The organism is Leptospira ellinghausenii, assembly GCF_003114815.1.
Taxonomy (GTDB): domain Bacteria; phylum Spirochaetota; class Leptospiria; order Leptospirales; family Leptospiraceae; genus Leptospira_A; species Leptospira_A ellinghausenii.
Window position 1 is genome coordinate 714,571 of record NZ_BFAZ01000009.1, and the last position, 25,302, is coordinate 739,872.

The 25,302-nt window shown below is 33.3% G+C and carries 30 protein-coding genes and 1 pseudogene; 24 read left to right on the forward strand and 7 right to left on the reverse strand.

Annotation, left to right across the window (positions count from 1 at the left end):
• Nucleotides 1–44: 44 nt before the first annotated feature.
• The 6 genes and pseudogenes from DI076_RS11825 to DI076_RS20235 form a co-directional block, all read left to right on the forward strand.
• Entirely contained in the window at nucleotides 45–608 is a 564-nt protein-coding gene (locus DI076_RS11825; RefSeq protein ID WP_108960045.1) for a dihydrofolate reductase family protein, read from the forward strand.
• Nucleotides 609–611: 3 nt separating this feature from the next.
• On the forward strand, nucleotides 612–974 hold the full coding sequence (locus tag DI076_RS11830) for a DUF2200 domain-containing protein (protein ID WP_108960046.1): 363 nt from the start codon (nucleotides 612–614) through the stop codon (nucleotides 972–974).
• A 102-nt stretch (nucleotides 975–1,076) separates the two neighbouring features.
• A complete protein-coding gene (locus DI076_RS11835) occupies nucleotides 1,077–1,883 on the forward strand; it encodes a hypothetical protein (RefSeq protein WP_245918402.1) in 807 nt (268 codons plus the stop codon).
• 56 nt (nucleotides 1,884–1,939) lie between these two features.
• Nucleotides 1,940–2,914, forward strand: a complete 975-nt coding sequence (locus DI076_RS11840; protein ID WP_108960944.1) for a hypothetical protein — start codon at nucleotides 1,940–1,942, stop codon at nucleotides 2,912–2,914.
• Between the two features lie 86 nt (nucleotides 2,915–3,000).
• Entirely contained in the window at nucleotides 3,001–3,120 is a 120-nt protein-coding gene (locus DI076_RS20470) for a DUF4256 domain-containing protein (RefSeq protein WP_217349944.1), read from the forward strand.
• Nucleotides 3,075–3,227 (forward strand): annotated as a pseudogene (locus DI076_RS20235) (DUF4256 domain-containing protein); the annotation flags it as partial. The gene DI076_RS20470 and the pseudogene DI076_RS20235, both read left to right, overlap by 46 nt.
• Here the strand turns inward: DI076_RS20235 and DI076_RS11850 are convergent.
• Nucleotides 3,217–5,955 (reverse strand): CHASE domain-containing protein, encoded by a 2,739-nt coding sequence (locus tag DI076_RS11850; protein WP_108960048.1) that lies wholly within the window; start codon nucleotides 5,953–5,955, stop codon nucleotides 3,217–3,219. The pseudogene DI076_RS20235 and the gene DI076_RS11850 overlap by 11 nt on opposite strands.
• Nucleotides 5,956–6,236: 281 nt before the next feature.
• Here DI076_RS11850 and DI076_RS20325 point away from each other — a divergent pair, with 281 nt between their 5' ends.
• A complete protein-coding gene (locus DI076_RS20325; protein ID WP_245918498.1) occupies nucleotides 6,237–6,470 on the forward strand; it encodes a helix-turn-helix domain-containing protein in 234 nt (77 codons plus the stop codon).
• 42 nt (nucleotides 6,471–6,512) lie between these two features.
• On the opposite strand, the gene creD is transcribed toward DI076_RS20325, so the two are convergent.
• The 3 genes from creD to DI076_RS11870 form a co-directional block, all read right to left on the reverse strand.
• Entirely contained in the window at nucleotides 6,513–7,844 is a 1,332-nt protein-coding gene (gene creD, locus DI076_RS11860; protein ID WP_108960050.1) for a cell envelope integrity protein CreD, read from the reverse strand.
• A 75-nt stretch (nucleotides 7,845–7,919) separates the two neighbouring features.
• Nucleotides 7,920–9,359, reverse strand: a complete 1,440-nt coding sequence (gene creC / locus DI076_RS11865; RefSeq protein ID WP_108960051.1) for a two-component system sensor histidine kinase CreC — start codon at nucleotides 9,357–9,359, stop codon at nucleotides 7,920–7,922.
• Nucleotides 9,360–9,363: 4 nt separating this feature from the next.
• Nucleotides 9,364–10,041, reverse strand: coding sequence for a response regulator (locus DI076_RS11870; protein WP_108960052.1), 678 nt, complete (start codon nucleotides 10,039–10,041; stop codon nucleotides 9,364–9,366).
• A 94-nt stretch (nucleotides 10,042–10,135) separates the two neighbouring features.
• On the opposite strand from DI076_RS11870, the gene DI076_RS11875 reads away from it, so the two are divergent.
• Both DI076_RS11875 and DI076_RS11880 read left to right on the forward strand, forming a co-directional pair.
• Nucleotides 10,136–10,633, forward strand: coding sequence for a P-loop nucleotide/nucleoside kinase family protein (locus DI076_RS11875; protein WP_108960053.1), 498 nt, complete (start codon nucleotides 10,136–10,138; stop codon nucleotides 10,631–10,633).
• Between the two features lie 185 nt (nucleotides 10,634–10,818).
• Nucleotides 10,819–11,175 carry a hypothetical protein gene (locus tag DI076_RS11880; RefSeq protein WP_245918403.1) on the forward strand — a complete coding sequence of 119 codons (357 nt, stop codon included), beginning with the start codon at nucleotides 10,819–10,821 and terminating at the stop codon, nucleotides 11,173–11,175.
• Nucleotides 11,176–11,184: 9 nt separating this feature from the next.
• On the opposite strand, the gene DI076_RS11885 is transcribed toward DI076_RS11880, so the two are convergent.
• Nucleotides 11,185–12,060: a DUF4349 domain-containing protein gene (locus DI076_RS11885; protein ID WP_245918404.1), complete on the reverse strand. Its 876-nt coding sequence runs from the start codon at nucleotides 12,058–12,060 to the stop codon at nucleotides 11,185–11,187.
• 124 nt (nucleotides 12,061–12,184) lie between these two features.
• Nucleotides 12,185–13,441 carry a U32 family peptidase C-terminal domain-containing protein gene (locus DI076_RS11890; RefSeq protein WP_108960055.1) on the reverse strand — a complete coding sequence of 419 codons (1,257 nt, stop codon included), beginning with the start codon at nucleotides 13,439–13,441 and terminating at the stop codon, nucleotides 12,185–12,187.
• 126 nt (nucleotides 13,442–13,567) lie between these two features.
• On the opposite strand from DI076_RS11890, the gene DI076_RS11895 reads away from it, so the two are divergent.
• The 5 genes from DI076_RS11895 to DI076_RS11915 are packed head-to-tail and all read left to right on the forward strand — an operon-like array spanning nucleotide 13,568 to nucleotide 16,478.
• Nucleotides 13,568–14,068, forward strand: coding sequence for a hypothetical protein (locus DI076_RS11895; RefSeq protein ID WP_108960056.1), 501 nt, complete (start codon nucleotides 13,568–13,570; stop codon nucleotides 14,066–14,068).
• A gap of 47 nt (nucleotides 14,069–14,115) precedes the next feature.
• Nucleotides 14,116–15,135 (forward strand): OmpP1/FadL family transporter, encoded by a 1,020-nt coding sequence (locus DI076_RS11900; protein ID WP_108960057.1) that lies wholly within the window; start codon nucleotides 14,116–14,118, stop codon nucleotides 15,133–15,135.
• A 10-nt stretch (nucleotides 15,136–15,145) separates the two neighbouring features.
• The gene (locus DI076_RS11905; RefSeq protein WP_108960058.1) at nucleotides 15,146–15,628 is read left to right on the forward strand and encodes a hypothetical protein; all 483 of its coding nucleotides are present in this window, start codon (nucleotides 15,146–15,148) and stop codon (nucleotides 15,626–15,628) included.
• A gap of 16 nt (nucleotides 15,629–15,644) precedes the next feature.
• Nucleotides 15,645–16,064 carry a hypothetical protein gene (locus tag DI076_RS11910; RefSeq protein ID WP_108960059.1) on the forward strand — a complete coding sequence of 140 codons (420 nt, stop codon included), beginning with the start codon at nucleotides 15,645–15,647 and terminating at the stop codon, nucleotides 16,062–16,064.
• 3 nt (nucleotides 16,065–16,067) lie between these two features.
• On the forward strand, nucleotides 16,068–16,478 hold the full coding sequence (locus DI076_RS11915) for a hypothetical protein (RefSeq protein WP_108960060.1): 411 nt from the start codon (nucleotides 16,068–16,070) through the stop codon (nucleotides 16,476–16,478).
• A gap of 6 nt (nucleotides 16,479–16,484) precedes the next feature.
• On the opposite strand, the gene DI076_RS11920 is transcribed toward DI076_RS11915, so the two are convergent.
• Nucleotides 16,485–16,922 (reverse strand): bacteriohemerythrin, encoded by a 438-nt coding sequence (locus DI076_RS11920; protein ID WP_108960061.1) that lies wholly within the window; start codon nucleotides 16,920–16,922, stop codon nucleotides 16,485–16,487.
• Between the two features lie 161 nt (nucleotides 16,923–17,083).
• On the opposite strand from DI076_RS11920, the gene DI076_RS11925 reads away from it, so the two are divergent.
• The 10 genes from DI076_RS11925 to DI076_RS11970 all read left to right on the forward strand — a co-directional run bounded on the left by DI076_RS11925 (nucleotide 17,084) and on the right by DI076_RS11970 (nucleotide 25,249).
• On the forward strand, nucleotides 17,084–17,680 hold the full coding sequence (locus DI076_RS11925; protein ID WP_108960062.1) for a fasciclin domain-containing protein: 597 nt from the start codon (nucleotides 17,084–17,086) through the stop codon (nucleotides 17,678–17,680).
• 28 nt (nucleotides 17,681–17,708) lie between these two features.
• On the forward strand, nucleotides 17,709–18,170 hold the full coding sequence (locus tag DI076_RS11930) for a c-type cytochrome (protein WP_108960945.1): 462 nt from the start codon (nucleotides 17,709–17,711) through the stop codon (nucleotides 18,168–18,170).
• Nucleotides 18,171–18,178: 8 nt separating this feature from the next.
• Nucleotides 18,179–20,098 carry a Sec-dependent nitrous-oxide reductase gene (gene nosZ, locus DI076_RS11935; RefSeq protein ID WP_108960063.1) on the forward strand — a complete coding sequence of 640 codons (1,920 nt, stop codon included), beginning with the start codon at nucleotides 18,179–18,181 and terminating at the stop codon, nucleotides 20,096–20,098.
• 5 nt (nucleotides 20,099–20,103) lie between these two features.
• The gene (locus DI076_RS11940) at nucleotides 20,104–20,715 is read left to right on the forward strand and encodes a hypothetical protein (protein ID WP_108960064.1); all 612 of its coding nucleotides are present in this window, start codon (nucleotides 20,104–20,106) and stop codon (nucleotides 20,713–20,715) included.
• Entirely contained in the window at nucleotides 20,705–21,091 is a 387-nt protein-coding gene (locus DI076_RS11945) for a nitrous oxide reductase accessory protein NosL (RefSeq protein ID WP_108960065.1), read from the forward strand. The genes DI076_RS11940 and DI076_RS11945 overlap by 11 nt, the downstream gene beginning before the upstream one ends.
• On the forward strand, nucleotides 21,066–22,370 hold the full coding sequence (locus tag DI076_RS11950) for a nitrous oxide reductase family maturation protein NosD (protein WP_108960066.1): 1,305 nt from the start codon (nucleotides 21,066–21,068) through the stop codon (nucleotides 22,368–22,370). Before DI076_RS11945 ends, DI076_RS11950 begins: the two co-directional genes overlap by 26 nt.
• Complete coding sequence (locus DI076_RS11955; RefSeq protein WP_108960067.1) at nucleotides 22,367–23,074, forward strand: ABC transporter ATP-binding protein; 708 nt, start codon at nucleotides 22,367–22,369, stop codon at nucleotides 23,072–23,074. Before DI076_RS11950 ends, DI076_RS11955 begins: the two co-directional genes overlap by 4 nt.
• Nucleotides 23,071–23,856 (forward strand): ABC transporter permease, encoded by a 786-nt coding sequence (locus tag DI076_RS11960; RefSeq protein ID WP_108960068.1) that lies wholly within the window; start codon nucleotides 23,071–23,073, stop codon nucleotides 23,854–23,856. The genes DI076_RS11955 and DI076_RS11960 overlap by 4 nt, the downstream gene beginning before the upstream one ends.
• Nucleotides 23,857–23,975: 119 nt before the next feature.
• Nucleotides 23,976–24,359, forward strand: coding sequence for an LIC_11090 family protein (locus DI076_RS20530; RefSeq protein ID WP_439957313.1), 384 nt, complete (start codon nucleotides 23,976–23,978; stop codon nucleotides 24,357–24,359).
• 104 nt (nucleotides 24,360–24,463) lie between these two features.
• Nucleotides 24,464–25,249 carry a hypothetical protein gene (locus DI076_RS11970; protein WP_108960070.1) on the forward strand — a complete coding sequence of 262 codons (786 nt, stop codon included), beginning with the start codon at nucleotides 24,464–24,466 and terminating at the stop codon, nucleotides 25,247–25,249.
• Nucleotides 25,250–25,302 lie beyond the last annotated feature (53 nt).

Genomic DNA, 25,302 nt, shown 5'->3' on the forward strand with positions numbered 1-25,302 from the left:
AAAATGTACTTCCAAGACAAAACAAAGATTATATAAAAAGGCGAATGAGAAAAGTTGTCTTTGGAATCAATGTATCGTCGGATGGATTTTATGGCCATACAGGCATGGTTGTCGATGACGACCTACACCAATACTTCACCGATTTTTTGAAACAATCGGATCAGATCCTATATGGACGAATCACCTATGATCTGATGGTTCCATTTTGGCCTGATGTTGCAAAAAATAAATCCATGTCTTCCGTAAGTAATGAATTTGCTGACGTTTTCACTTCCCTTGGAAAAATTTTGTTTTCTCATACGGTTACGAAGGTAACTGATCCGAACACAACCATCGCTACTCGGTCACTCGAGGAAGAAGTGAAATTTCTTAAAAAACAAGTTGGTAAGGACATTTGTGTTGGTAGTTTAAGTATTGCTTCCCAACTTTCTAGTCTCGGTCTCATCGATGAATATCGGTTTGTCATCCATCCCGTCATTGTGGGACAAGGTCCTAAGTTATTTAGTGATCACTCTTTAAAAACAACTGTTAGATTGGATTTGATAGATACCAAAACGTTTTCCTCAGGAAATATAGCACACCATTACAAAACGAGAAGAGAGAATTGATTTATGGAACCTACATTAGAGCACCATCAAAAAATTGCAAAAATGTCCTTTGCCACCGTATATCCTTTGTATGTTGCAAAAGTAGAAAAAAAAGGAAGAACTGTAAAAGAATTAAACCAAGTAATCGAATGGCTCACATCCTTTGATGAGAAAAAAATAAAAGAACTGATCAAAGAAAATGTTAGCTTTGATACATTTTTTTCAAAAGCTTCATTAAATGAAAATGCAACCTTGATCAAAGGAATGATTTGTGGATATCGAGTCGAAGAAATCCAAAATCCATTGACCAAAAAAGTAAGGTACTTAGATAAACTTGTTGATGAGTTAGCAAAAGGGAAATCAATCGATAAAATCTTAAGAAAATAAATACTTCCCCATAAATATCAAATGAAATCAAAAGTAATTGCGTCCTTTATAATCATAGTTATTGTTCTTCCATTCTCCATTTTTGGAGAATCAAAACTCTTCATGATGTATGGAATTAAACTCGGTCAAAAACGAAATTTAGTTTCCGATCTTTATGGCAAACCATTTAAATCGCATACATTTGAAGATGGATATAGTTACGATGCCTACAAATTAGACGAACATATATTAGTTGTGGAATCTGAGAACAAAAGACCAGACTTAGTGTGGGCGATTCAAATACAAGGAAATAAAAATCCAAAATTCTATGGACTCAATGAGATAAATTTAGGAGATCCAATAGAAAAGGTTGTTTCTGTCTTTGGCAAACCAGACGAAATCCGAAAGGCCTTTGATGAAGAAACGAAAGAAGAATTGTCTACAATACAATATTATTCTTACGATCGTAGTAGAAATTTTAGCATTGAAGTTCAAAATCAAAAAGTCTCAAGTATCAAACTTTCGTTTAAAGGACCGGCTAGTGTAAAGGAAACGTTAGACATAAATGAAACATTTAGAATCTTAAAGGACAAACACATATACCAGATTGCACAATTATTGGATCAAAATTTCATACTAAAAGAAAAAGACAAAAAGGAGTTCAAAATTTCTGGAAATCCAATTCAAATTTTAAACTCTAAAAATGAAATATCCAATCGAATCTTTTATCTCCAAAACTCCCTTATCAATTTGAATCCAAATGAGATTTTAGAAAACTTAGATCTAAGAAACAACGAACAATACATTTTTGGGAAGTATTTAAAATTTAAATCAGGCGAAGAATTCATCCATTTATTCTTTTTGAAAACGTATGAAGGATGGACTTTAAAAGAGGTTAATATCGAAACTACTATTAAATCTTCAGAATGAAATTTCCAAAGGAATCTGCTAAAACACTAAAAACGTATTCAAACAAGGCAAATAAAATGAAACAATATTCTTTACTATTTCTCTTATTCATTTTCCCAACAATACTTTTGGGAGATGAAATCAAACCAAAAACACTCATTGACTACGAACCAATTTTAAGAAATGCAATTACACAATTTGAAACTGTATTTAAATCTTCACCGAAAAAACATGATCTTGTCGAACAAAAGGTTAATTTTATGATAAGCCAAGCAATGAAAGGTGAAATTACTTTTTTAATCGATGTAAATGGGAATCAAGATTTATCAGCAATGGGTTTTGTTGATTTTTACAATGAAAATAAAAAACCAGCAATTGTCATAGGTACTTACTTTTTAGATCAATTTGATAAAAATCCAAGTATATTCTATTCCGCCTTAGTCCATGAATTCACTCATGCTTATGATTTTTTTAATAGCCAACGGTATTTTTTATTTTATAAAAACAATCGAATCGTAAAAGCACTATTTGAAGCTGATGCTTATGCAATTGAATCCTTATTCATTCAAAATTATCTGGTAACTCAAAAAATCAAATTAACAAAATTCGAACAGTTTTTAATAGATGATTTTGAAAAAACACAATTATCCAAAATCATATTGATCAATCAGATTGCTAGTTTACCATTATTGCATGCATTCCTCGAAATCAGAGATTCAAAAGATTCTATTGAGAAAAAAGTAACTTCATTGAATGACATTGGAAAAAACTTAATTGAAAAATTTGATTCGATTAAAGGTCTAAAAGACTATGATAACAAAATGGAGATTATTGCTTTTTATTTCACATATCACTTACTCTTAGACCAACTAGTTTATGATATAGAACAAAAGGAATCTGAAGTGATGATTGAACCCGAAACTTTTTCACTTCAAAAATACCCAGCACTCTTTCAGACAAAAAAACAAATTACCGAAAAAGTAAAATCTTATGAAAATGAATTTGAAGATTATATTCTTAAAGAAAACCAACGGATTCGGACCGAAATTTAATTGAACCTACGGACCTCATTGTGACAAAAAATACTATGAAATCGAATCATTCCTAACTGAATTCAAATCAAAAATTCCTAGAAATCTTGAAAGAAAGATTTAAAAACCATCCTGAACGTCACAAGGGAATTCAATGGAATTTGATTGAAGAAAAACTGAAAAACCATCCAGTTGGATTGAAACACCAGAGAAGATCAGAAAATTAGGTGGTGCCCTTTTTTGTGATTATCGTTATGGAACAGTATTTGTTTATCATAATGGAGCAGATTCCTACTATGCTGTCAGAGGATTTAGATGTTCGATTACAATTTAGAATCAATTGATTTCGAGAATATTTTATAAATCGAATTGAGTAACTCAGATAGAATAATTGGTTTTTTTACACAATCATCCATTCCATTTTCGAGGTATTCTTGTATCTGAGAATCCATGTTATTGGCAGTTAATGCAATGATTGGTATACTTTGGTATTCGTCTTTACGATTCCTGATACGTTTGGTAGTTTCCAAACCATCTAATTCTGGCATCTGAATATCCATTAGTATCAAATCATATTTTTTACTCTCATTCACAAGAGAAGTATCTAAAAGTTGAATCGTTTCTATACCGTTTGAAGCAATCGTTACATGAACTTTTTCTTTCTCTAAAACCTTTCTAACAAATTTCTGATTTAGAAGATTATCTTCTGCAACAAGAACGTTTATGTTTTTTAAATTGAATGTCTCTGGTGATTCGATTCGAGGAATGAATTGCTTAGGAACAGATACTTGGTGGAATGGAATCGTAAACTTAAACGTAGATCCAATATTCAAAATACTATCAACTTTGATTTCTCCGCCCATCAAATTAACTAACTGTTTTGAAATGTATAAACCTAAACCAGCACCTTCAAATCGTTTTGTTCTTGCATCTTCCAATTGAACGAATCGATCAAATAATCTTTTTATATTCTCTTCCGAAATTCCTATTCCTGTATCGTGAACACAAAATTCGATAAACTTTCGGGTTGGATCTAATTTTACTGCCAATGTTATGATTCCACTTGGAGTAAATTTTAGGGAATTACTAATCAAATTATTTAATACTTGTCTCAATCGATTTTCATCGACTAATATATGCAAATTTGTATCTTCAATCGTGAAATCTAAATTAAATTTTAGATTTTTTTCAATCACATCTGATTGGAACAATAACTGGATGTCTCGACAAAGTTTATATACATTTGTTTCAGTAGGAATAATTTCTAATTTATGATTTTCTAACTTGGAAACATCCAATATATCATTGATGATTGTCAAAAGTGAAAGAACAGACTTTTTAGCGTTATCCAAATAATCCTTTTGTTCCAGATCTACATTGGTTTCTTCTAGTAAAGTTAACATTCCCAAAACACCATTCATTGGAGTGCGAATTTCATGACTCATGTTTGCGAGAAACTCTGACTTTACACGGTTTGCTTTTTCCAATTCGAAAGTCCGTTTTTCCACAATTTCTTGGATGTTCTTTTCTTTGCCAAGAATGATGAGCATAAGTATTCCAAGGAGTCCCGTTAATAAGGAAGAGATTATGAGTATAAATCTAGAAGCGTTAGTTAAGTTTTTTTCAAAATATTCTTTTGTAGCAACAATTCGAAATGTCAGAAGATGACTTCCGATTTTCATACTATGACTGTGAGAAAAATCTGAGAATATTTTCTCCTGCGAAGCAATACAATTGTTATTATAAACTTCATTTTTATGTTCATCATCACTTTCTAATATTTGAACACAAAGATTATTCTGATCACTTCCAATTAAAGATTTTTTAATGATAGATTTAATTTTGATTACAGCGGTGGCGAAACCATATTCACCATCAATTCTTTTTAAAGGATAAAAAACTAAAAAACCAGTATTATCTATATTATCTTGAATTAAATTAATTTTCCCAGTGATCTCTAAACTATTAGATTCCATTGCCTTTAATAAGGCTTTTTTTCGAATTGGATTTGAAAATACATCAAATCCTACTGCAGAATTGTTTCCTAGGATAGGATAAATATAACGAATGAAAACATATTTTTCTTTATTGGGAGAAAGTTTGGATTCATTTCCTTCCTTAAAATTAATTCCTATCGAACCTGGATAATCAAACTTTAACTTTGATTCATATTCGATACGTTTTGCATTTGGTATTAAAACATTCCATGATAATGCAGAAACACTTTCTGTTTCATCCAATATTGATTTTGCATACGTATCAAAATCATTTTTACTCATGTTTTTTTGTAAGCCAATAAAAGATCCTAATGACTTAACCACTCTCAAATTTTCCAATATGCGGTTTTCTATTTCTGATGATATAATTTGTCCGTCAGACTTAATTCTGTATTGGATAAATTCTTTTTCCCAATCTCTTGTTACAAAAAAAATTGTAAGTGTGAGAATAAATGTACCCATTGTGGCAGAAGTAAATAGAACTAATCGCATTCCCGTTTCTTCTTTTTGTAACCATTTGTAGATCAAAATCAGAATGGGTGTAAAAATGATGATTCCAATAGAATCACCTAACCACCATGTAAACCATGTTTGGAATAAAAAATCTTTGTAAATGATACCAAAGGCAAATAATGAAATGCTACCAATAAGGGAAGATACAATGGCTGCAGATGGACCTGCTAAAACAAAAAAAGATAATAAATCCCTGACCGAAAAAATATTCAATTTTGAGTCAGAATATTTTTTAAGTAAATAGCCACCAAACAATGCTGAGACGGAGTTTCCAATCGAAATGAAGATATTTTGAGGATTGTTTGTGATTGTTTGTAACCAGCTAAGATCTGGATTAGAAAAACGTGTATTAGTAAAATACGCTGCTAAAAAAAGAGCAACCCAAATTCGATTACCAAAAATTAAGATAAAACCAAGCGCAAATCCAGCTGGTGGCCAAACTGGAGTGCTGTATCCATCAATCGAAGATAAGTATAAACTAAGTTTTCCTGAAGCGAAATAAACTACAAAAACAAATAAAAATGCACCTATTTTCCGAAAAAAATAACTCATCTTATCTTCTAAAGAGTGCATACTCTTATTAAGACGAGTAAAAAATTAAGAATCTATACGAATTCAAAACATGAGAATAAATTTTTAATCAATTTTGGGTTTTTAGTGACATATCGAATTGAAAACTTAAGAAATTTCCGAATATCAGACACTTCTATCTTGAACAAGTATTCATATTTTTTCTAATATTTGCCTCCAATTTTTCTCTGCATTCCTTCATTGATGGAATAAAATCAAATAGCTCAATACTATCTGTTGAACAAATTTCGAAAATCTATTCGATTCAATTAAGAACTTTACAAAGATTATTTCGAGAAAATGTAAGTGTAAGTCCAAAATGGGTAAACCAACAGTTTAGAATGCAAGAAATAGCGGAACGGTTAGAAAAAGATAAGTCGATTCATTTCCCTGATTATGCAAATAAATTTGGATTTTTTGACCAAGCTCATTTCAATCGAGCGTTTAAAAATATGATAAGACTGAGTCCTGAAAAATATCTAGAATCATTAATATGAACTCTGTAGTAAATTTGAAATTCACTACAGAGTGTATTTTATCTATTTATTTTCTAAGTTCATACCGAATTGATACCAATTTACTTTTCTAGTAAAATGCATTACAAGCGCTAATATCATAAACAATGTAATTGAGCCAAGTAACAATGCCTGGTCTTCTGATGCCAATATGATATACAAAAAAGAATATAAAAAGAGATAATATATACCTGTCATAATCCCTTTTTTCTTATTCTTTAAAGCATGGATTGCATAATAACCAATTAAGATAGTCACTGAGAGAGAAGAAATCATGTAAGCTACGAAGTATCCGATATGTTCCGATAAAGATAAATTGAGAACGTAAAAGATAACCATTGCACATCCAATTAAAACATATTGAATTGGATGTAATAAGATACCACCGAACACTTCCATGAGAAAAAATACTGTGAAACTTGTGACTATAAAAAGTAAGCCATATTTTACTGATCTTTCTAATTTTAAATAGTGATCTACAGGTATCAATAAACTAACTCCAAATGCAGAGTTATGAATTGAGTTAAGGATCGAATCATCTAAGGAATGAATCACTTGCGGAAACGAACGAGAAAAATAAGAAGTTTCCCAAAGAGAACGAAAACCACCATCAAAAATCTCTCGATCAACTGGCAAAATATTTCCATTGAAAGAAGGATCTCTCCAATTAGATTCCATCATCATTTTTGTTTTTTTTCCAATCGGAATGATTGAGAATGTATCAGATCCTTTTAAAGAAACATCCATATTAAAAACGGAATTCCCTTCATTCTCCTCCAATGGAATGGGAAGGCTCATTCCCGAAGGAAAAAAGTTTGATTTTGTACCTGGTGTAAATGTTTTTTCTTTGCCATTCCAAGTTAGTTTCATATCACCACCTAATCCTTTTAAGTCGGTTACTGAAACAATGATTCTTGCATCATCCCAATAAATATATGTTGTATCTAAAGGAAAATCTGTTGATTTAACTGGCGAAAACTTTCCTTTAACATTGATTTTACTTGTATAAAGTGGAATATGATAAATCCCTCTTTGTCTTTCTTCGGTTACCATCCCCACCTGGTATCCAAGATCTTCCGGTAGAAAATATGCATACTCTGTGATATAATCCCACTTTTCTTTGGATTGTGCGTTCCCTGACTTTGGAATTCGTATGTTATACGGAATGATTAAAATTGGTCCAAGGAATGTTTGGTTTTGACTCCACTTCTCTCCTACTTCAGTAACTGCATCTAATCTGGATTGATTTCTTTCTTCGATTAAGGAACCGACCATAGAAAGGGGAATGATAAAAAATATGATCATCACTCCGAGGATCATAAGACGTAAATTGATAGACGAAATTAGTTTGCTCATACAAAACTCCTACAGATTTACTGTAAATGAAATTGGTGAGCCAATTATGATGACAATGTGAGGATTGTGTGAGGACTACATTTTTTGGAACAAAATGCTCACTTTTACTCCCTTGGGAGTTCTATTTTGTATCTTCAGTTCTGCTTTATGAAAATCTAAAATTTCTTTTACAATGCTTAACCCAAGGCCAGAACTTTTTCTCAATCCGATTGGCCTAGGTAAGGAAAAAAATTTATCTGTGACTTTCGTTAATGCATATTCAGGAATCAATTGCCCTTGGTCAGAGATGATTAATTTAGTTTGAAAATGAGAAATAGATTCTAATTCTATCGAAATCAAATCGTCGGGATTTGCAAATTCAATTGAGTTTCGAATAATGTTTTCAATGGCCATTCTTAGGTAGTTTTGATTTCCTTTAATCAAAACCGAACCTTCTGGAAAGATTTTTTTCACTGATATAGATTTTCTTTCCAATTCAATTTCAAATCGAAACAAGATTTCATTTAAAAACGAAATCAAATCGATAGTATCATTTAATTCGATTGAATTTTTACCTTCCAAAGAAGATAATTCTAATAATTGATCGATAAGATTTTGAATCCGTTTTGCCTCTGATTCAATTGTTTTTGTGAGTCGTCCCACCTCATTTGGATGTGAGTGTATTAATTCTACTGCTGCAAGTATAGAAGACAAAGGACTTTTCACTTCATGTGTTAATGTTTGCACATATGATTCTACATATTTTTTTCCTTCCAACTCGACTACTAGTTGGTCAACTTCCTTACCCAATTCGTTTAATTCTTTCATTCCTAATTTTGGAAAGGGTTTTTTCTCCTTATTTCGTAAGGCCGTAACATATTGAGACAAACGTAAAATGGGTCGAAAACTGATATAGGCAAGCAAACTAAAAACAATCGCAATGGATGAGGCCACTATTAAGGAGATTCGCCAAAATTTATGTTTTGCTTCTTCGATGAATGGAATGACACCGATTTTCGGTTTGATGACCGTTAAAACACCAATAATCTGATTTTGAAACCTAATTGGAGAGGCAATGAACAACGCTCCTTCTTTTTCAGTTTCGATCATTTTACTGGATCTAACTCCATATTTTCCCTTTAAAGTTAAGTAAACATCATTGTATTTGGAATAATCAAGGCCCTCACGATAACTTTCAGAATCAAAAATTACGATTCCTTTTGCATCAGTTATGTATATTTGAAGATCTGCATTTGTTTTTAATAATGAATAAATTTTTGCTTCAAAATTACGATTACGCACATTTTGAAATGGTTTTCTAAATAATGATTCAGCTAAAGAATTAAGATGGAACCGTTCATTCGGATTTGAATTGATTCGCTCTTCAACAATTGCAGAAAGGACATGAGTTGTGTCGTTTAATGATTCCTCGATTGTTTCCATATAACGAGGACGAATTGATTCTTCGGTTTTATCGATTAAATAATAAAAACCAATAGATAGGATAAAAAAAAACTGATGATAATTCGTAACCAAAGATTCATATGATTTCCTTTAATCCGTATCCTTGACCTCTTCTCGTTTCTATTGGATCAAAATTGGGATCTAATTCTTTAAATCTAGCTCTAATATTTTTAATCACAGTATCCACTGCACGATCAAAACTATCTTCAGGTTCAGTCCAAACATTGTCCATAATTTCTTCTCTAGTAAAGATCCGTCCAGGCCACTTAAAAAACAATTCCATCGTTTTGTATTCGTAAGGTGATAAATTCAGTGAATTTCCATTGAAATAAACTAGTTTTTTATCCAGTGAAATTCTAATTTTCTGATTGGATATTGGTTCACTAGAGACTGGATTTTGTGTTCGCCTAAGAATGGCTCTTATCCTTGCCAATAATTCTCTGGGACTAAATGGTTTGACTATATAATCATCAGCTCCAATTTCCAATCCAAGTACTTTATCGATTTCGGAATTTCGTGCTGTTAAAAATATCACAGGGATTTGGTGTTGTTGACGGATCTGCTTTAAAATATCAAATCCATTTTGGTCTGGAAGACCAATGTCCAAAAGGATTAGCGATATACAATCATCTAACATTTGTAATCCTTCGGCTCCAGTAAATGCAATTTTTAGCAAAAAACCATCCGCTTCTAATGCAATTTGAATACTTTCTTGAATTCCAGGTTCATCTTCTATAAGGAGTATTTGAATCATCCGATTGCTATTTTGAATCCTTTTCGTCTGGTTGGAAAGTAAATTCAGTGAATTAAAGTTGATAAGAAAAGCAATCAAAATTAGACGTAACCATATGAAGTCAAATAGACCAACCTTACATTTTCTATGTGGCAAAATGGCATCTGGTAAAACAACCTTATCAAAAAAAATTGCCAAAGAAGAAAATGCACTACTTTTCAGCGAAGATATATGGTTACAGCGACTCTACCCAGAAGAAATCAAAAACTTTGAGGACTACAAAAAATACAGTGCACGACTCAAAACAATTTTAAGTGATCATATTAAAGAAGTTTTACAAAACGGGAATTCGGTTGTATTGGATTTTCCAGCCAATATTCCTAAGACAAGAATTTGGATTCGGGGTTTATTCGAAAGCGCTGACGCCAATCACTTGTTACATTTAATAGAATTAACTGACGAAGAGTGTCTACAGCAACTTCACAAAAGAAATATAGAGAGACCTGAGGGTTCTGTTCCGATGACAGAAGAAGAATTTCATATGATCACATCCTATTACACTCCCCCAACTCAGGAAGAAGGTTTCCAAATCAAAGTGCATTCAAAGAATTAATTCCAAATTGAATTAATTCGAAAAATTAACTTTTAATTGAATTCTGATTTCTTATTCTATTTCCAAATTCTAGATTGACTTATTCAAAAATATCTCATAATCAATTCTTTATGAAAAAAATTACTCTGATAACGTTGCTGTTCTTTTTGCCATGTTTCGTCTCTGCCAATGCAGAGGAAAAATCAATGGAAATGTGCAATTGTCTTAAAAAGGCAAATTCGTCTTCTAATGAAGCTGATAAAAAAGCTTGTTTGGAATTGCGAGAAAAACATGTTAAGGCCCTAAAAAAAGGGTCCAAACAACATGAAGGGTATTTAAATTCCCTAAATTCATGTGAACAAGAATTAGCTGGTCTTCCGCAGACAAACCCAAATTTGTCTACAGAAGAAAAAACTAAAATCGTATGTGATTGTTTGAAAAATGCCACCAAACAAAATCGAATGGGTTGTTTTAAATTACAGAGTGATTATGCAAAAACCATCTCTGATTTAGAAGAAAAAAAAGCATTTAACATCAATTCACAAACTTGTGGAACTGAATGAAATGGTTGGTTAATACTTTTTTCTCATCCAATTTAGTACTTTCCTAATTGGAAAGTACAATAATCCTATCAATACAAAAACAGGGGTCATCCAAACCAAAACATATGTGAGTTCTAAAAACAAATTGAAAATCCCTACAAATGCATTTTGGTATCGGGGTACGATGATTTTGTCAGCAGGTGTAGGAATGCTAAAGCTGACATTTAATGTAGCCCATTTTACTTTATCATTGATTTTCCATACTTGAAGTTCTGTTTGGTCGATCTCATTTTCACTATCTGTAATAGCTCCTTCAATTGCAGACCAATTCCTTGAGTTACCTGTTGTTTGGTGATTGGCAGATACCCTTCTTTGGTAACGAATTTTTTCTCTGTTGGTTTTAATTTTCTCCCAAACCATTCCTTCTGTGTGATCAATCGTACTTATATTTTCACTTATTAATGTCCCATACGTATCCAATTCCAATAATGCTTCGTATAGTTTGTCAGAACGAATGTGCATTTTCACATTCATATAGGGTGATTCCGAATTCATTGCTGAACTATTTTCAATAAATCCATACTTACTCACAAAAACCAAAAAATCCTTTCTGGTTTTGATTAAATCCGATGTTTGGTAACTTAAATCCACTTGGAATTCCAATAAACGATCTTGGTTATTTTGAATCGGAAGGAAAACAGGCCCAATGGTCGTTTCCTTCATCTGTGGAATGGAATCGGGACTTTCTTCCAATGAAGGAGAACTCGGTGTTACTTTTTTTTCAGCAGAGACACTTGCAATTTTTCTCTCTTCCGAAGCCACGGACATACTTTCCTCTTGTGCATTTCCACAACTCCAAAAGAGAAATAAAATAAGAAGGTAAATTGGTAATTTTATTTTTTTCACAACAAATCCTAATCAAAACAATCTAATTATCATTAACAAATAATAAGAAATTTATTCTCAACAAGAATGGAATGATCATCTTAGGAAACAAATGTTGTTCCAATCGATTTCGGTACCGTATATCCTATAGGATTCGTTTGGTTAGAAAGGATTGTTTTGTGATTTCAAAGGGTACTGTAATTTCAGCAGATCCAATTCCCCCACTAACAACATCGACTAGATTGTTTTTGTAATACATTTCATTTACGACAAATGGAACAACATCCTCTGAAAGTGGATTAATCACTTCTAAAACATCTCCCATTTCAATTTTATTTTTCACTTCAATGATGACTCTTTGGTTTTTCTGTTGGTATTCCTTGACAAGTCCTACGTAATGATGAGTTTTTTGTAGACTTGTTCCGAACTCATTGTTTTGAAAATTTTGTTCTTCTACTGGTATTTGGTCTTCCATACCTCTTGTTAAAAAACCTGAAAAATACTTTCTGGAAGAAAGTTTATCTAATTCTTCCAACCATTTTCGATCAAAACTCTCTCCACGTTTGATTCCATCTAATGTTTTTCGATAACTCCTAGCAACCATGCCAACATAAAAATCATTTTTGGTTCTCCCTTCTACCTTTAGAGAATCTACTCCAGCATCACATAACTCTTGTAAAAACTCAATGGCACGTAGATCTTTGGAATTCATTAAAAATGTTCCATCCTCATCAGTAATCAGTTCCATTGGTTCATCATTTTGTTTTGGATTCGTAACATACACTTTATATAAATCACGACATGCATTATTACAAGATCCTTGGTTTGCATCTCGATTTTTAAAATAATTACTCATTAAACACCTTCCGCTATGAGCAATGCAGATTGAACCATGAACAAAAACTTCAATCTCCATATCAGGTACTTTATCTTTTATCTCTTTAATTTCAGGAATTGATACCTCTCTAGACAAAATGACTCTTTTGGCACCGTATGTTTTCCAAAATTCAACTGCGGCATAGTTCATTGTATTTGTTTGTACCGAGATGTGGATATCTAAATCAGGATATGCATTTTTAGTAATATGAATCAATCCAGGATCTGCCATAATCATAGCATCAGGTTTTAAACTTGCCATTTGTTCTAAATACTTATGATAAGAACCAAGTTTGGAGTTACGAGGTATGTTATTTACTGTAAAATAAATTTTTTTATTTAGGTTTCTTGCGATTGTGACTGCTGTCTGTAAATCCTCCATTGAGAATTCATTCTCTCTGGCACGTAACGAATAACGTGGAACTCCACAATAAACTGCGTCTGCTCCATACAAATAAGCAATGTTTAACTTATCTAAGTTCCCAGCAGGTAATAAAAGTTCTGGAATGTTTCTAAAAGATTTCATATGCATATTCCATTCGAAAAAAGTGATTCCTTGTCTAAAAGGAAAATATGATTCTATTCGTTTAGAGTGTTTCTAAAATAAAAAATAGAAAGACAAAAGATTCTCCTACATAAACTTGAAACCACGATGTGGACTTATTTCATTTGTTTAACTTTACATATCCTTTCGGCAATGGTCTGGGTTGGAGGTATGATCTTCTATGTGATTGTAGTGATGCCTGTCATTCGAAACCAAAAATTGAAGGAACAGAAGTTAACCTTACTCCAATTAACTGCACTTCAGTTTCGAAAAATTTCCTATATCCTATTTTTTATTTTGATCACTACTGGTTTCGGAATATTATTTGGCAAAGGATTATTAAGAGAGGACAATCTCTTTACTTTTTTTACGTCTTCAATTGGTTTTATGTTTAGCCTAAAGATTGGATTGTTTGGATTCTTATTTGTTTCTTCTGTGTACCATGATTTTGTTTCTGGTCCAAAAACATTTCTCTATTTAGAATCTGATCCCGTTCAATATGAACGGTATCGAAGGATGTCTGGCTTTTTTGGCCGATTCAATTTATTACTCTCCTTATTCATTGCATTTTTAGGAATCCTCGTTTCAAGAGGAGTCTCATTCTTTTAGAATAAAATCCTCTTGACACTTACGGTCTGGAAAATCGACTCAAATTAATGATTCCGAGTCGCAATTTCAAATTTATAGTGATTCTAATTTGGATAGGGATCATTCCAGATATCCCTTCCAAAATAGAGGCGTTCCAAGGAATCATGCAACCAGCGTTTGGTGCTAGGCAAGCGGGAATGGGTGGGGCATTCCAAGCTGTTGGTGGATCAGTAATGGATTTAGAATCAAATCCATCTCATCTTGCACGTGTAAAGCGATCTAAATGGGAATTTGGATCTTCATTTCATTTCCCAACAATTGAATATTATGATAGTTATATAGACCAAAATCCTTTAAAATCATACCAAAACAGAATTGTAGAAAGCCCAAGAGCCGTTTTACCTTATCTAGGGATCATCAAGCCAATCACTGAAAACATTAGTATCGCATACTCATATACTTCTAGAAATGTATTACCTTTAGATGGAACCATGCATGTGGATTCCTATTTACCAGAACGATCCTATGGCACAAGAGTATCTCGATATATGATTTGGCCAGATAAACATATCGCAGGAATCTCTTATCATAATGACCGATGGATTATCGACATGGACATTAAATACATTCCATGGTCCGAAAGTTTTAATTCAAGTAAATTTCGATTAGAAGATGTTTGGGTGAGAACGCCTGTTGGATTAGAAACAAATTCATTTCAATTTAATTTAAATTGGAAAAATCAAACAGTTCTCGCTTTGGGAACCCAATACAATTGGAATGAAAAATATAAAACACGAATGGGTTATAGTTATGGAAATAATATCATTCCAGCAAGTGGAGTGAGTCCAATGTTAGGTGCAAGTATAGCGCACCATTTGTCTTTAGGAGGAAGTATCACATGGAATGACACCTCATTTCATATCGCATGTGAATATGGATTCCCCAAAAAAACGGTTGGAGGTAAAACTTCTGACTGGACATTATCACACTCTATCTTTTCTACTTCTGAAATACATCCCATGCAATATTCGTATCAAAAATCGATGAGTGTCTTTAGCATTTATTTAGGACTAGAACAATACATTTAAAGGAAAATTTATGAAACATCTACATTTAGCAAAAGTTGCAATTTTATTATGGTTATTCACCATGATAACCTTAGGTTATTTTTTTTACTTTGGCAATACTACAAAGTCTCTTGATACGAGAACTGCAATTCGTTTAACGCCTGCTGAACGACAACTTGTGCTGACTGAAATGAGAGCATTATTGGAAGCACTAAATGGTATATTGGCTGGTCTTGGTGAAAATGACTATGAAAAAGCAGCTAAGTCTGCAGACGCAGTTGGTATGGGTCTTGTGGCAAGTTTAGAACACCAAGAAAAAACAATTTTGTTAAAACTTCCCGTTTCATTCAAAAAATTAGGTTTTGGAACTCATGAAAAATTTGATGAAATCGCTACTAAAATCCGTAAAAAAGAAGAGATCCATACTCTCTTAAAGGATATGGATGAACTTACAAAAAACTGTGTCGCCTGTCATGCTGGTTATAAAATCGAATTAGAAACCGAAGCTAAATAATTTACAATTTAGAAACATGCCAAAAATATCGAGATACTTTATCAAATCAGGAATGTTATTTTTGTTTTTTGGTGTTGTGATCTATACCTTGAGTGAATTTCCTGAATTACAAATCAATGTACCACTTCTAGCTGTTTATTGGCATATGATTGCCATTGGGTGGATCACCCAGATCATTATGGGAGTCTCAATTTGGATGTTTCCGAAAGGAAAAAACTCCATCTCTAAAAATGGATCTACTATATCTTGGATTTCTTATATTTCCTTAAATCTCGGATTAGTGTTTCGATTTTCTTCCGAACCATTTCTAAATGTTGATCGCGAAATTGTCCAAATACCATTTTTACTTTCGATCATTTTACAAGTTTTGGGTATCTTATGTTTTATCTTAGAGATATGGCCAAGAATTACACCTATGAATAGGAAACCTTCTTAAGTTATGTTCCCAATTCAATCGGTTTGGCTATTGAGAATTTCATTAGTTTATCTGCTGTTAGGTACCTTATTAGGTGCGCTTCTCATGTCACAGAAAATTTTTTTATGGGATCATTCACTTTGGTTTCTTTTGCCAATTCATTATTCGATCATGGTTTGGGGATTTTTCATTCAATTCATTATGGGAACTGCCTATTGGATGTTTCCAAAACATTTATCAGATTTACCAAGAGGTTCTCAATTTCAAGCGTGGTTTCTGTTTTATTCTTATAATATTGGTTTCGTTTTTTTTCTTGTGATTAAGATAACTCAATTGCCAAACGATTTTGAACGAGTCGCCAAAATACTCATTTGTTTAGCAATTGTAATGTTTATCAAATTAATGTGGGTTAGATCAATTTCTTACAATTCATAAGAAAGATTATAAAACTAATTTGATAAAAGGTTTATAATTCATATCCTCTTTTAAAATATGATTAGTTAACCAGAGTCTCAAAAATTGAATCAAATCGCTAAAGAATTGGTTCAATTCGACATCATTTGTTACTAAATTACCAGTTGTTAATCTTTTTTTGAGTTCCAATATTTTATCAGTAAAACGATCATGTTGTTTTTTGTGAGCTTCCAATTCTGGGTATTGGTTCAACTCCATCACTCGTTCTTCAATCAAAAAATGACTAATGGTATAGTCTTCTAATTCTGAAACTGCATCAATCAGTAACTTTGAATGATTCGATAAATGACTTTTGTTTTCCTCATAAATGGATTCAATTTGATTGATGAGTCGAAACAGTTTTTTATGTTGAGAGTCAATCTCTGAAATATTGGTCTCATATTTAACGTCCCAATTTGCGATCATAATTACCTCTTACTTTCCATTTTTTCCTCACACCCTTAGAAACAAGGTTTAAATCCTTAAAACCCGCCAATCCACCTAGAGCTTCGATTGATAAATATCAACCAAATCTTCCCTCTTCCGCTTGATCCAGATCAATGCAATTCATCTGAGACTGGTATTGAATGAGACTAGATTTAAAAATTGGGCGGAAACAAATGAAAAACAGATTCTCACAAATAACAATGATTATGATCCTCCTCAGTTTTGCTCTTATTGGCATAAACTGTGGAAAGGGTGACGATGCAGATGCTGGAAAAGGAATCTCTGCTGTATCTGATGATAAGTCACAACAGGATGTTCTGAAAATTGCAATTGGATCCAAAGACCATACCACTCTTGTTGCGGCCGTCCAAGCGGCAGGTCTTGTTGATTCTCTAGCAAACCAAGGACCATTTACTGTCTTTGCACCAACAAATGATGCATTTGCAAAATTACCAGCAGGGACAGTTGACGATCTTTTGAAACCTAACCAAAAGGATACGTTAAAAAATATTTTAGAGTACCATGTGGTGGTAGGAAACCTAACAGAAGCTATCCTAAAGTCTGAATTTACTGGAAAAGATGATGAACTTGGTATGGCAAATGGGGCTCACACCAAAGTAACCGTTAAAAATGGAAAAACACTAATCAATGGCGCGACCATCATTGCTTCCATTCCAGCAACAAATGGAATCATCCATGTTGTGGATACAGTGTTACTTCCTCAAGAAAAAAAATAAGTCACTATCAATCAAAGGAGCATTAACAATGAATCGATACAAATCAAAAGAAGGATCCATTCGACTAAAAATCGGAATCACAATGGGTCTTATATCGTTTTTAACAATTTTCGCTTGTGGAGGAGAGAAATCAGAAGAAACACCTGCATCTAACGCTGGTTCAAAGGGAATTGGTCCCGTATCTTCAGTCAGTATTGGTGCACTTGACCAATCAATGGCTGATAGAGGGAAAAAACAATTTGAAGCAAAGTGTTCAGCATGTCATAAATTTGAAGAAAAGGTCGTAGGCCCAGCTCTTCAAGGTGTTACACAAAGAAGAACTCCTGAATGGATCATGAATATGATTCTAAACCCAATGGAAATGACTCAAAAAGATCCAATTGGACAAGAGTTACTTGCTGAACACCTCGTACAAATGACATTCCAAAATGTGAAAGAGGAAGAAGCGAGAGAGATACTCGAATACTTCCGTAAAATGGATTTAAAATAGGTAACTATATGTTAAAAAAATCAAACATAATTGTTGTTACACTAGGAATTGCCCTTTTTGCTTTTTTACCAAATTGTAAAAAGGGAGCTGCAACAGCCACATTAGCTTCTGATGCAGCATCTAGAGTGTATGTAGCTCCAGGAGAAAAGGATGAAGTATATGCCTTTTTATCTGGTGGATTTAGTGGCCAGATGTCTGTGTATGGAATTCCATCAGCTAGACTTTTCAAAATCATTCCCGTGTTCTCTGTATTTCCAGAAAATGGTTACGGTTTTGACGAAGAAACCAAAGACATGTTAAAAACAACTCATGGATATGTTCCTTGGGATGATAGCCATCACGTTGAAGCTTCGATGACAGATGGAAAACAAGATGGACGTTGGATGTTCTTAAATGCAAACAACACTCCAAGACTTGCAAGGATTGATCTAAAGTCTTTTGAAACAAAAGAAATTTTGGAAATTCCTAACACTGCTGGTAACCATGCGTCACCTTTTGCAACTGAGAACACAGAATACTTAATGGCAGCAACACGGTTTTCTGTTCCTGTTCCACAAAGTAATGTTTCTATAGATAGTTTTTCCAAAGGTGGGTTCAAAGGAACTGTCACTATGGTCAAAGTAGACAAAAACACAGGAAGACTATCAATCGAATTGCAAGTGTTAGTTCCTGGTTTCGATTATGACCTTTCCCATTGTGGAAAAAAGAAATCTCATGACTGGTGTTTTTTCAGTAGTTATAACTCTGAACAAGCACATAAAATGTTAGAAGTTGGTGCTTCTAAAAAAGATAAAGATTTTATCTTAGCGTTCAACTGGGTTCGTGCAAAAGAATGTAAAGACCAAGGTAAAACTTACAACTTTGGTGGTGAATACGTTAACAACTTTAAAGAAGAAAACAAACCTGCCGTCTCAACAAAGTTAAGTGGAGTCAAGATGTTGAATCCTAAGGATTGTCCTGGTATGATGTACTACATGCCAACTCCAAAAAGCCCACATGGAACCGATGTTGACTCAACTGGAGAATACATTGTTGGTGGAGGTAAATTGGCTTCTGTAATTCCAGTTCACTCATTCAGTAAAATGATTGAAGTGAAAGATAAAAAAGAACATCACTCAACTGAAATTGAAGGAATTCCAGTTCTTAAGTATGAATCAACACTTGCTGGTGAAGTACAAAAACCATGTCTTGGTCCGCTCCATACAGAATTTGATGGCCAAGGTTATGCATACACTTCTTGTTTTGTGAGTTCGGAAGTTGTGAAATGGAAACTCGGAACATGGGAAGTAGTCCAACACTTACCAGCTTATTACAGCGTTGGTCACTTATCAATCGTTGGTGGAAGTTCAACTGAACCTTATGGTAAATATCTAATTGCGATGAACAAAATCACAAAAGATCGATATTTACCAGTTGGTATGGAGTTACCACAAAGTGCGCAACTTTATGATATCTCTTCTGGAAAAGCAGAGTTACTTTCAGATTTTCCAACAGTAGGTGAACCACATTATTCTCAAATGATTCCAGCAAAACTCATCATGGATAAAACGGCTAAGTTATTTCCATTGGAAGAGAACAAACACCCTTATGCGACAAAAAGTGAAAATGATGCAAGGATTGTAAAACTAGGTAACACTACTCACATTTACATGACTGCCATCAGATCTCACTTCAAACCAGATATCATTGAAGCAAGGACTGGAGAAACATTGTATTTCCATGTTACTAACTTGGAACAAGACTATGATATCCCTCATGGTTTCGCAATCGGTGGAGCACCTAACATGACTAACTTACTAATCATGCCAGGTGAAACTAGAACATTCAAATGGGTAGCTCTTAAACCTGGAATTTATCCTTTCTATTGCACTGATTTTTGTTCTGCTCTACACCAAGAGATGCAACAATACATCCGTGTAAGTCCGTGAACAATATGAAAGATTTACTTTTCCAAACGTTAAGTAAAAAAAACCGACTCCTAATCTTAGGGGTCGGTTTATTCCTCGTGTTGGTCTATTTTATCCCAATCTGGGCTATCTCTATTTCAGCACCTCAATACCCTGAGGGACTTGGAATGCAAATATGGATCAATCAAATCACTGGCGCAACTCCGTATGATTTAAAGAATATCAATTTGTTAAATCACTACATCGGTATGAAAGAAATCATTTCAGAATCAATCCCTGAACTTCTTTTTATGCCTTATGTATTAGCATATTTGATTATTGGCGCCTTTATCACAGAATTAGTTCCGAAAGTCGGAATGGCAATTCTTGGTATTATCAATCTAGTCATCGTTGGGCTCGTTGGTTTGTTTGATTTTTGGAGATGGGAGTACAATTATGGACACAACTTAAATCCAGATGCTCCTATCATCATTGAAGGAATGGCATACCAACCTCCACTTCTTGGTTGTAAAGTGATGTTAAATATCACTGCTTGTAGTTATCCTTCTTATGGTGGTATGATTTTGGCTTCTAGTCTCGTCTTACTTGTATATATCGTATGGGATGAAAAAAGAAGGAAAAAATCAAATGTGGTTTAATCATCAGAAACTCATTTTTTTCGTACTCACAGTTGTTCTATGCAACTGTGGGGAGGTAAAACCAGAATCTCTCACTGTAGGAGAAAAAAAATGTGACCATTGTTCCATGTCCATCGTTGATATGAGATTTCATACACAAGTCATCACTTATAAAGGCAAACGATATCATTTTGATGCAATAGAATGTGCAGATCAATTTATAAACCAAAAACAAATTAAACCAAAACATATATATGTTTCAAATTATTTACAATCAAACGAATTTTTACCGAAAGAAACCGCAATCATCATCCAAACCAATAAAATTCGATCTCCCATGGGCGGGGGATTAGCCGCTTTTAAATCTCATGATGACGCAATACCTTTTCAAAATTAATGGGTATGACTTATTCTCAAGTAAGATACCAAACCAATTGAAATCCATTTTTGCGATTCTAACAATCTTTTTCATTCATTTATTTCCAACTTCCATCATTGGAAAAAATATCACAGTTTGCAAAACTTGCCAAATATCCTCTCTCAAACAAGCAATTCAAATTGCGAGTGAAGGAGATACAATCCAAATCAAAAAAGGTCTTTACAAGGAAGGATTCATTCCCATCGCAAAATCAATTTCCATAAGTGGTGAACCAGGTGTCATCATTGATGGTTTAAAAGAAAAACATGTGTTTGGTATTTATCATGATTTTGTTAAAATTCAAAATTTAAAGATAATTGGAAGTGGAATCTCAGATTTAGCTGAATATGCAGGTGTGTATGCAGAAAAAGTAAAACATTGTTATTTCGAAAATTTGGAATTAGAAGACAATGTGTATGGTTTTTACCTTTCTGAATCATCTGAGTGTCTCATTCTAAATAGTTCTTCTATTGGAAATGCAGAAAACGAAGTTTTGGGAGGAAATGGAATTCATTTGTGGTCATCTCACAACAATCAAATTATTGGAAATCACTTACAAAAACATAGAGATGGAATTTATCTAGAATTTTCTGAACATCTAAAAATTGAGAACAATGAATCAAAAGAAAATATCAGATATGGAATGCATTTTATGTTCTCCAGTGAAAATCATTTTACTAATAATATTTTCAAAAACAATTCCGCTGGTGTTGCAGTGATGTATAGCAAAAGAATTCTAATGGAAAAAAACCAATTTATCGAGAATTGGGGTGAAAGTTCGAATGGAATTTTGTTGAAAGATATAACAGAAAGTGTATTATCAGAAAATTTATTCCAAGGTAATACGATTGCAATATTTGCAGATGGCATTACAAAAATAGAATTCCTAAAAAACAATTTCATCGATAACGGATGGGGAATCAAAATTTTAGGCAATACTGATCATAACAAAATTCAAGATAATAATTTCATTCAAAATGTTTTTGATATTAGTACGAATACAAAATCAACAACCAATGTATTTCTAAATAACTATTGGGATCACTATGAAGGATATGATTTAAATTTAGACCAATATGGAGATGTTCCTCATAAAACAATACACTTCTTTGGTTATTGGATTGCCGTTTATCCTTTTCTCATGATTCTGTATGAATCACCTGTTGTCTTATTCTTGCAAGGGATCGAAAAAGCATTTCCCATTGTAACACCTATTGAGTTTGAAGACAAACAACCAAGAATGAAGGTTAGAATATGATAACAGTGAATAATTTATCTATCAGTTACGGAGCTAATTCATTTGCAGTGAAAGATGTAAACTTTTCCGTAGAATCTAGAAACATTGTATCCATCATTGGTCCAAATGGTTCTGGAAAAAGTTCTCTCATAAAAGGTATACTTGGACTCGTCCGTCCGAATAAAGGTTCCATACAATTTAATGGGAAAGAAGAAAATTCGTATACAATCGGTTATATGCCACAAACTCCTCGATTCCCAACGAATATCAAAGTGAATGAACTCATTTCATTTTTTAAGAAATTAGAATCAGTTGATGAATCGAGATTTGACAAATTATTCAATTTACTTGATTTAAAACACCATGAAGAGAAAAAAATCGGAAACCTCTCAGGTGGAACCAAACAAAAAATCAGTATCTTACAATGTTTTTCAATACAAAAAGACTTATATGTGATTGATGAACCAACTGCAAGTCTGGATCCGTACATTTCACATTTATTAAAAAATCTTTTGATCGAACAAAAAAAACAAGGATCACTTGTATTATTTTCCACCCATATTCTATCCGAATTACAAGAATTAGCAGATCGATTTCTATTATTATCTGAGGGATCGATATTAATTGATGATACACCTAAAAATTTCCTAGAAAAAAACAACAAAGTGACAATGGACGAAGCTTTGATGCATTTCTGGAATGAGGAATACAAAACAAAAGTATGAAAGAAATATTACTTTTCGAAATCAAAGAGAACATCCGAAGCAAATGGATATTTATTTATTCCGGACTCTTAGCCTTTGTAATGTTAGTATTGAGTTTTTTTGGCGACCAAAATGGCATCAGATTACTTGTGAGCACGATGAACTTAACTCTTATTGTGATTCCACTGTATTCCATTACCTTCTCTGGAATGACATTCTTAGAATCGATGCCATTTTCCGAAGTGTTACTGTCAAAATCTGTGACACGTAAGTCCTTATTCTTTGGAAAATTTTTTGGAATTACAACTTCCTTATCCATCGGTCTTTTACTTGGACTCGGAATCCCTGGTTTCTTTTTATTTCTGAGTGATGCGAAATTTCTTTTTTTATTTTTGGAACTATTGATTTTTGGAATCTTTTTAACTAACATTTTTGTAGCACTTGCTTTTTTAACCTCGTCATTTATCAGAAGAGGTGAAATCGTACTCACCATTTCTTTGTTAGTCTGGCTTTATTTCTTTATCTTCTTTGATGCTATCGTGTTTATGTTCAGTTTGTATCTTGGAGACTATCCAATTGAAATTCCATCACTCATCATCATCTTACTAAACCCAATTGATTTAGTCAGAATTTTCATCTTATTGCAAACCAGTGCGGCAGCCTTACTTGGTTTTTCTGGAGCTATTTTACTCAAAACTTTAGGAATGGCAGGAGTTCTTTCGATCGCCATATTATTCCTTTCATTCTGGGTGAGTATTCCTCTCTTTATCTCTTATTTAAGGTTTCAAAAAAGAAATTTTTAGAAAAGATCTCATTCTAACTTCCTAAATTTTTAGAATCTTGATTTAGATCATGGAAGGATTTGTTTTTTTAATGCAAACTAAGTCCAACCATGAGGAAATGTTGGATCACAATCATTACGATGTTAGTCTTGGTTCCATTTTTAGGAAAAATCCTTTTTTTGGAATCAGGACTTTTCGCACAATCATTGTACCAATTGTCAATGGTTTGTCATTGTAACCATAACTCTGAGTCGGAAGTACACCATGCTTCAGGATCCACTCCTAAAACAAGAATGACCTGTCATTTGAAAAAAACTTCCAGCGTTCATACGTGCACGTGCTCGAAGAAAAAAATGGCCACAAAAATCATTCAATCCCAATCAATGAATCCGAGTTATGTGAATTCTATCAAATTTCAAAACCGCATTTTATTCGATTTACTTCCTATCAAAACTTCCATCTCTCAAAACTTACCTCTCGGTTATAGCCACCTTCCAGACAAACCACCTAGACTATTGACTTAGTTCAATCTGAGTCATTCATTCACTCAATTCATGGCTGAATGTAAAACAAGTCACTTGGAATCCATAACTAATGGAACCTTGGATCAATTTAGTAAGGTAATTTTATGTTCTCAAAAACAATTCGAATTTTTCTCATCAGTTTATCCTTCATTCAATGTAGTCTCACTTCAGACAAATCAGGTATCGAAACAACGAACCTTTTGTCTCTTCTAGCTGCATCTAACCTAAATCCAAATTGTGGAATCTCACAATCACAAGCAATTCCTAGTAACCTGACCCAAGTAGAGAGTAAAACAAGAGTAAAGTATAATATATCAGATTGTAATGATGTTGGTTTTGCCAATTTGGGCCTAACCCAAACAGGTATCACAAAAGGGGCAACAGGATCTTCATCGAACTCTGTTTTATCAACAACGACAGATGTGATGTTGGCGACGAACAAAGGAGGAACCAATATTGAAGTAACATTCTCACTGAATTCAGCATCAAGTTCAATTGATGTGATTGCCTATGGAAGTGGCTCACCGACATCAGGTCCCACATATCGTTTGCTTGCTGGTGCACAAACACAATATAAAAATGCAGCAGGTGTTTATGGGAATACGGGAAAAGGAGGTTCTGTTTCTGCCCCCATTCCAAGTGTTGGAACAACCTACACTTATTGTTTAGATTTCCAATACACTTCTGGTGGTTCTCGATTTCTCAATGGATTTAATAAACCATGTGTCGAATTGACATCTACAGAAAGAGGATCCATGTCTTATTACCCTATCATGCAAATGATGAATGTTCCCACTTATACTGGCGGAAACTCATTAGGATTTGTATTAAATGGAGCGACAATCACTTCATTTACAATTGGATCCATCGTTTCCAATACAGAAATGTAAACCGCTCTCCAAACACTCGTCACACTAACGGAAGATATTCGTTAGTGTGACTT

Coding starts and splice junctions, on each gene's coding strand:
- DI076_RS11825 (WP_108960045.1), top strand. CDS start 45: ATGAGAAAAGTTGTCTTTGGAATCAATGTATCGTCGGATGGATTTTAT.
- DI076_RS11830 (WP_108960046.1), top strand. CDS start 612: ATGGAACCTACATTAGAGCACCATCAAAAAATTGCAAAAATGTCCTTT.
- DI076_RS11835 (WP_245918402.1), top strand. CDS start 1,077: ATGATGTATGGAATTAAACTCGGTCAAAAACGAAATTTAGTTTCCGAT.
- DI076_RS11840 (WP_108960944.1), top strand. CDS start 1,940: ATGAAACAATATTCTTTACTATTTCTCTTATTCATTTTCCCAACAATA.
- DI076_RS11850 (WP_108960048.1), bottom strand. CDS start 5,955: ATGAGTTATTTTTTTCGGAAAATAGGTGCATTTTTATTTGTTTTTGTA.
- creD (WP_108960050.1), bottom strand. CDS start 7,844: ATGAGCAAACTAATTTCGTCTATCAATTTACGTCTTATGATCCTCGGA.
- DI076_RS11870 (WP_108960052.1), bottom strand. CDS start 10,041: ATGATTCAAATACTCCTTATAGAAGATGAACCTGGAATTCAAGAAAGT.
- DI076_RS11875 (WP_108960053.1), top strand. CDS start 10,136: ATGAAGTCAAATAGACCAACCTTACATTTTCTATGTGGCAAAATGGCA.
- DI076_RS11880 (WP_245918403.1), top strand. CDS start 10,819: ATGGAAATGTGCAATTGTCTTAAAAAGGCAAATTCGTCTTCTAATGAA.
- DI076_RS11890 (WP_108960055.1), bottom strand. CDS start 13,441: ATGAAATCTTTTAGAAACATTCCAGAACTTTTATTACCTGCTGGGAAC.
- DI076_RS11895 (WP_108960056.1), top strand. CDS start 13,568: ATGTGGACTTATTTCATTTGTTTAACTTTACATATCCTTTCGGCAATG.
- DI076_RS11900 (WP_108960057.1), top strand. CDS start 14,116: ATGATTCCGAGTCGCAATTTCAAATTTATAGTGATTCTAATTTGGATA.
- DI076_RS11905 (WP_108960058.1), top strand. CDS start 15,146: ATGAAACATCTACATTTAGCAAAAGTTGCAATTTTATTATGGTTATTC.
- DI076_RS11910 (WP_108960059.1), top strand. CDS start 15,645: ATGCCAAAAATATCGAGATACTTTATCAAATCAGGAATGTTATTTTTG.
- DI076_RS11915 (WP_108960060.1), top strand. CDS start 16,068: ATGTTCCCAATTCAATCGGTTTGGCTATTGAGAATTTCATTAGTTTAT.
- DI076_RS11920 (WP_108960061.1), bottom strand. CDS start 16,922: ATGATCGCAAATTGGGACGTTAAATATGAGACCAATATTTCAGAGATT.
- DI076_RS11925 (WP_108960062.1), top strand. CDS start 17,084: ATGAGACTAGATTTAAAAATTGGGCGGAAACAAATGAAAAACAGATTC.
- DI076_RS11930 (WP_108960945.1), top strand. CDS start 17,709: ATGAATCGATACAAATCAAAAGAAGGATCCATTCGACTAAAAATCGGA.
- nosZ (WP_108960063.1), top strand. CDS start 18,179: ATGTTAAAAAAATCAAACATAATTGTTGTTACACTAGGAATTGCCCTT.
- DI076_RS11940 (WP_108960064.1), top strand. CDS start 20,104: ATGAAAGATTTACTTTTCCAAACGTTAAGTAAAAAAAACCGACTCCTA.
- DI076_RS11945 (WP_108960065.1), top strand. CDS start 20,705: ATGTGGTTTAATCATCAGAAACTCATTTTTTTCGTACTCACAGTTGTT.
- DI076_RS11950 (WP_108960066.1), top strand. CDS start 21,066: ATGACGCAATACCTTTTCAAAATTAATGGGTATGACTTATTCTCAAGT.
- DI076_RS11955 (WP_108960067.1), top strand. CDS start 22,367: ATGATAACAGTGAATAATTTATCTATCAGTTACGGAGCTAATTCATTT.
- DI076_RS11960 (WP_108960068.1), top strand. CDS start 23,071: ATGAAAGAAATATTACTTTTCGAAATCAAAGAGAACATCCGAAGCAAA.
- DI076_RS20530 (WP_439957313.1), top strand. CDS start 23,976: ATGTTAGTCTTGGTTCCATTTTTAGGAAAAATCCTTTTTTTGGAATCA.
- DI076_RS11970 (WP_108960070.1), top strand. CDS start 24,464: ATGTTCTCAAAAACAATTCGAATTTTTCTCATCAGTTTATCCTTCATT.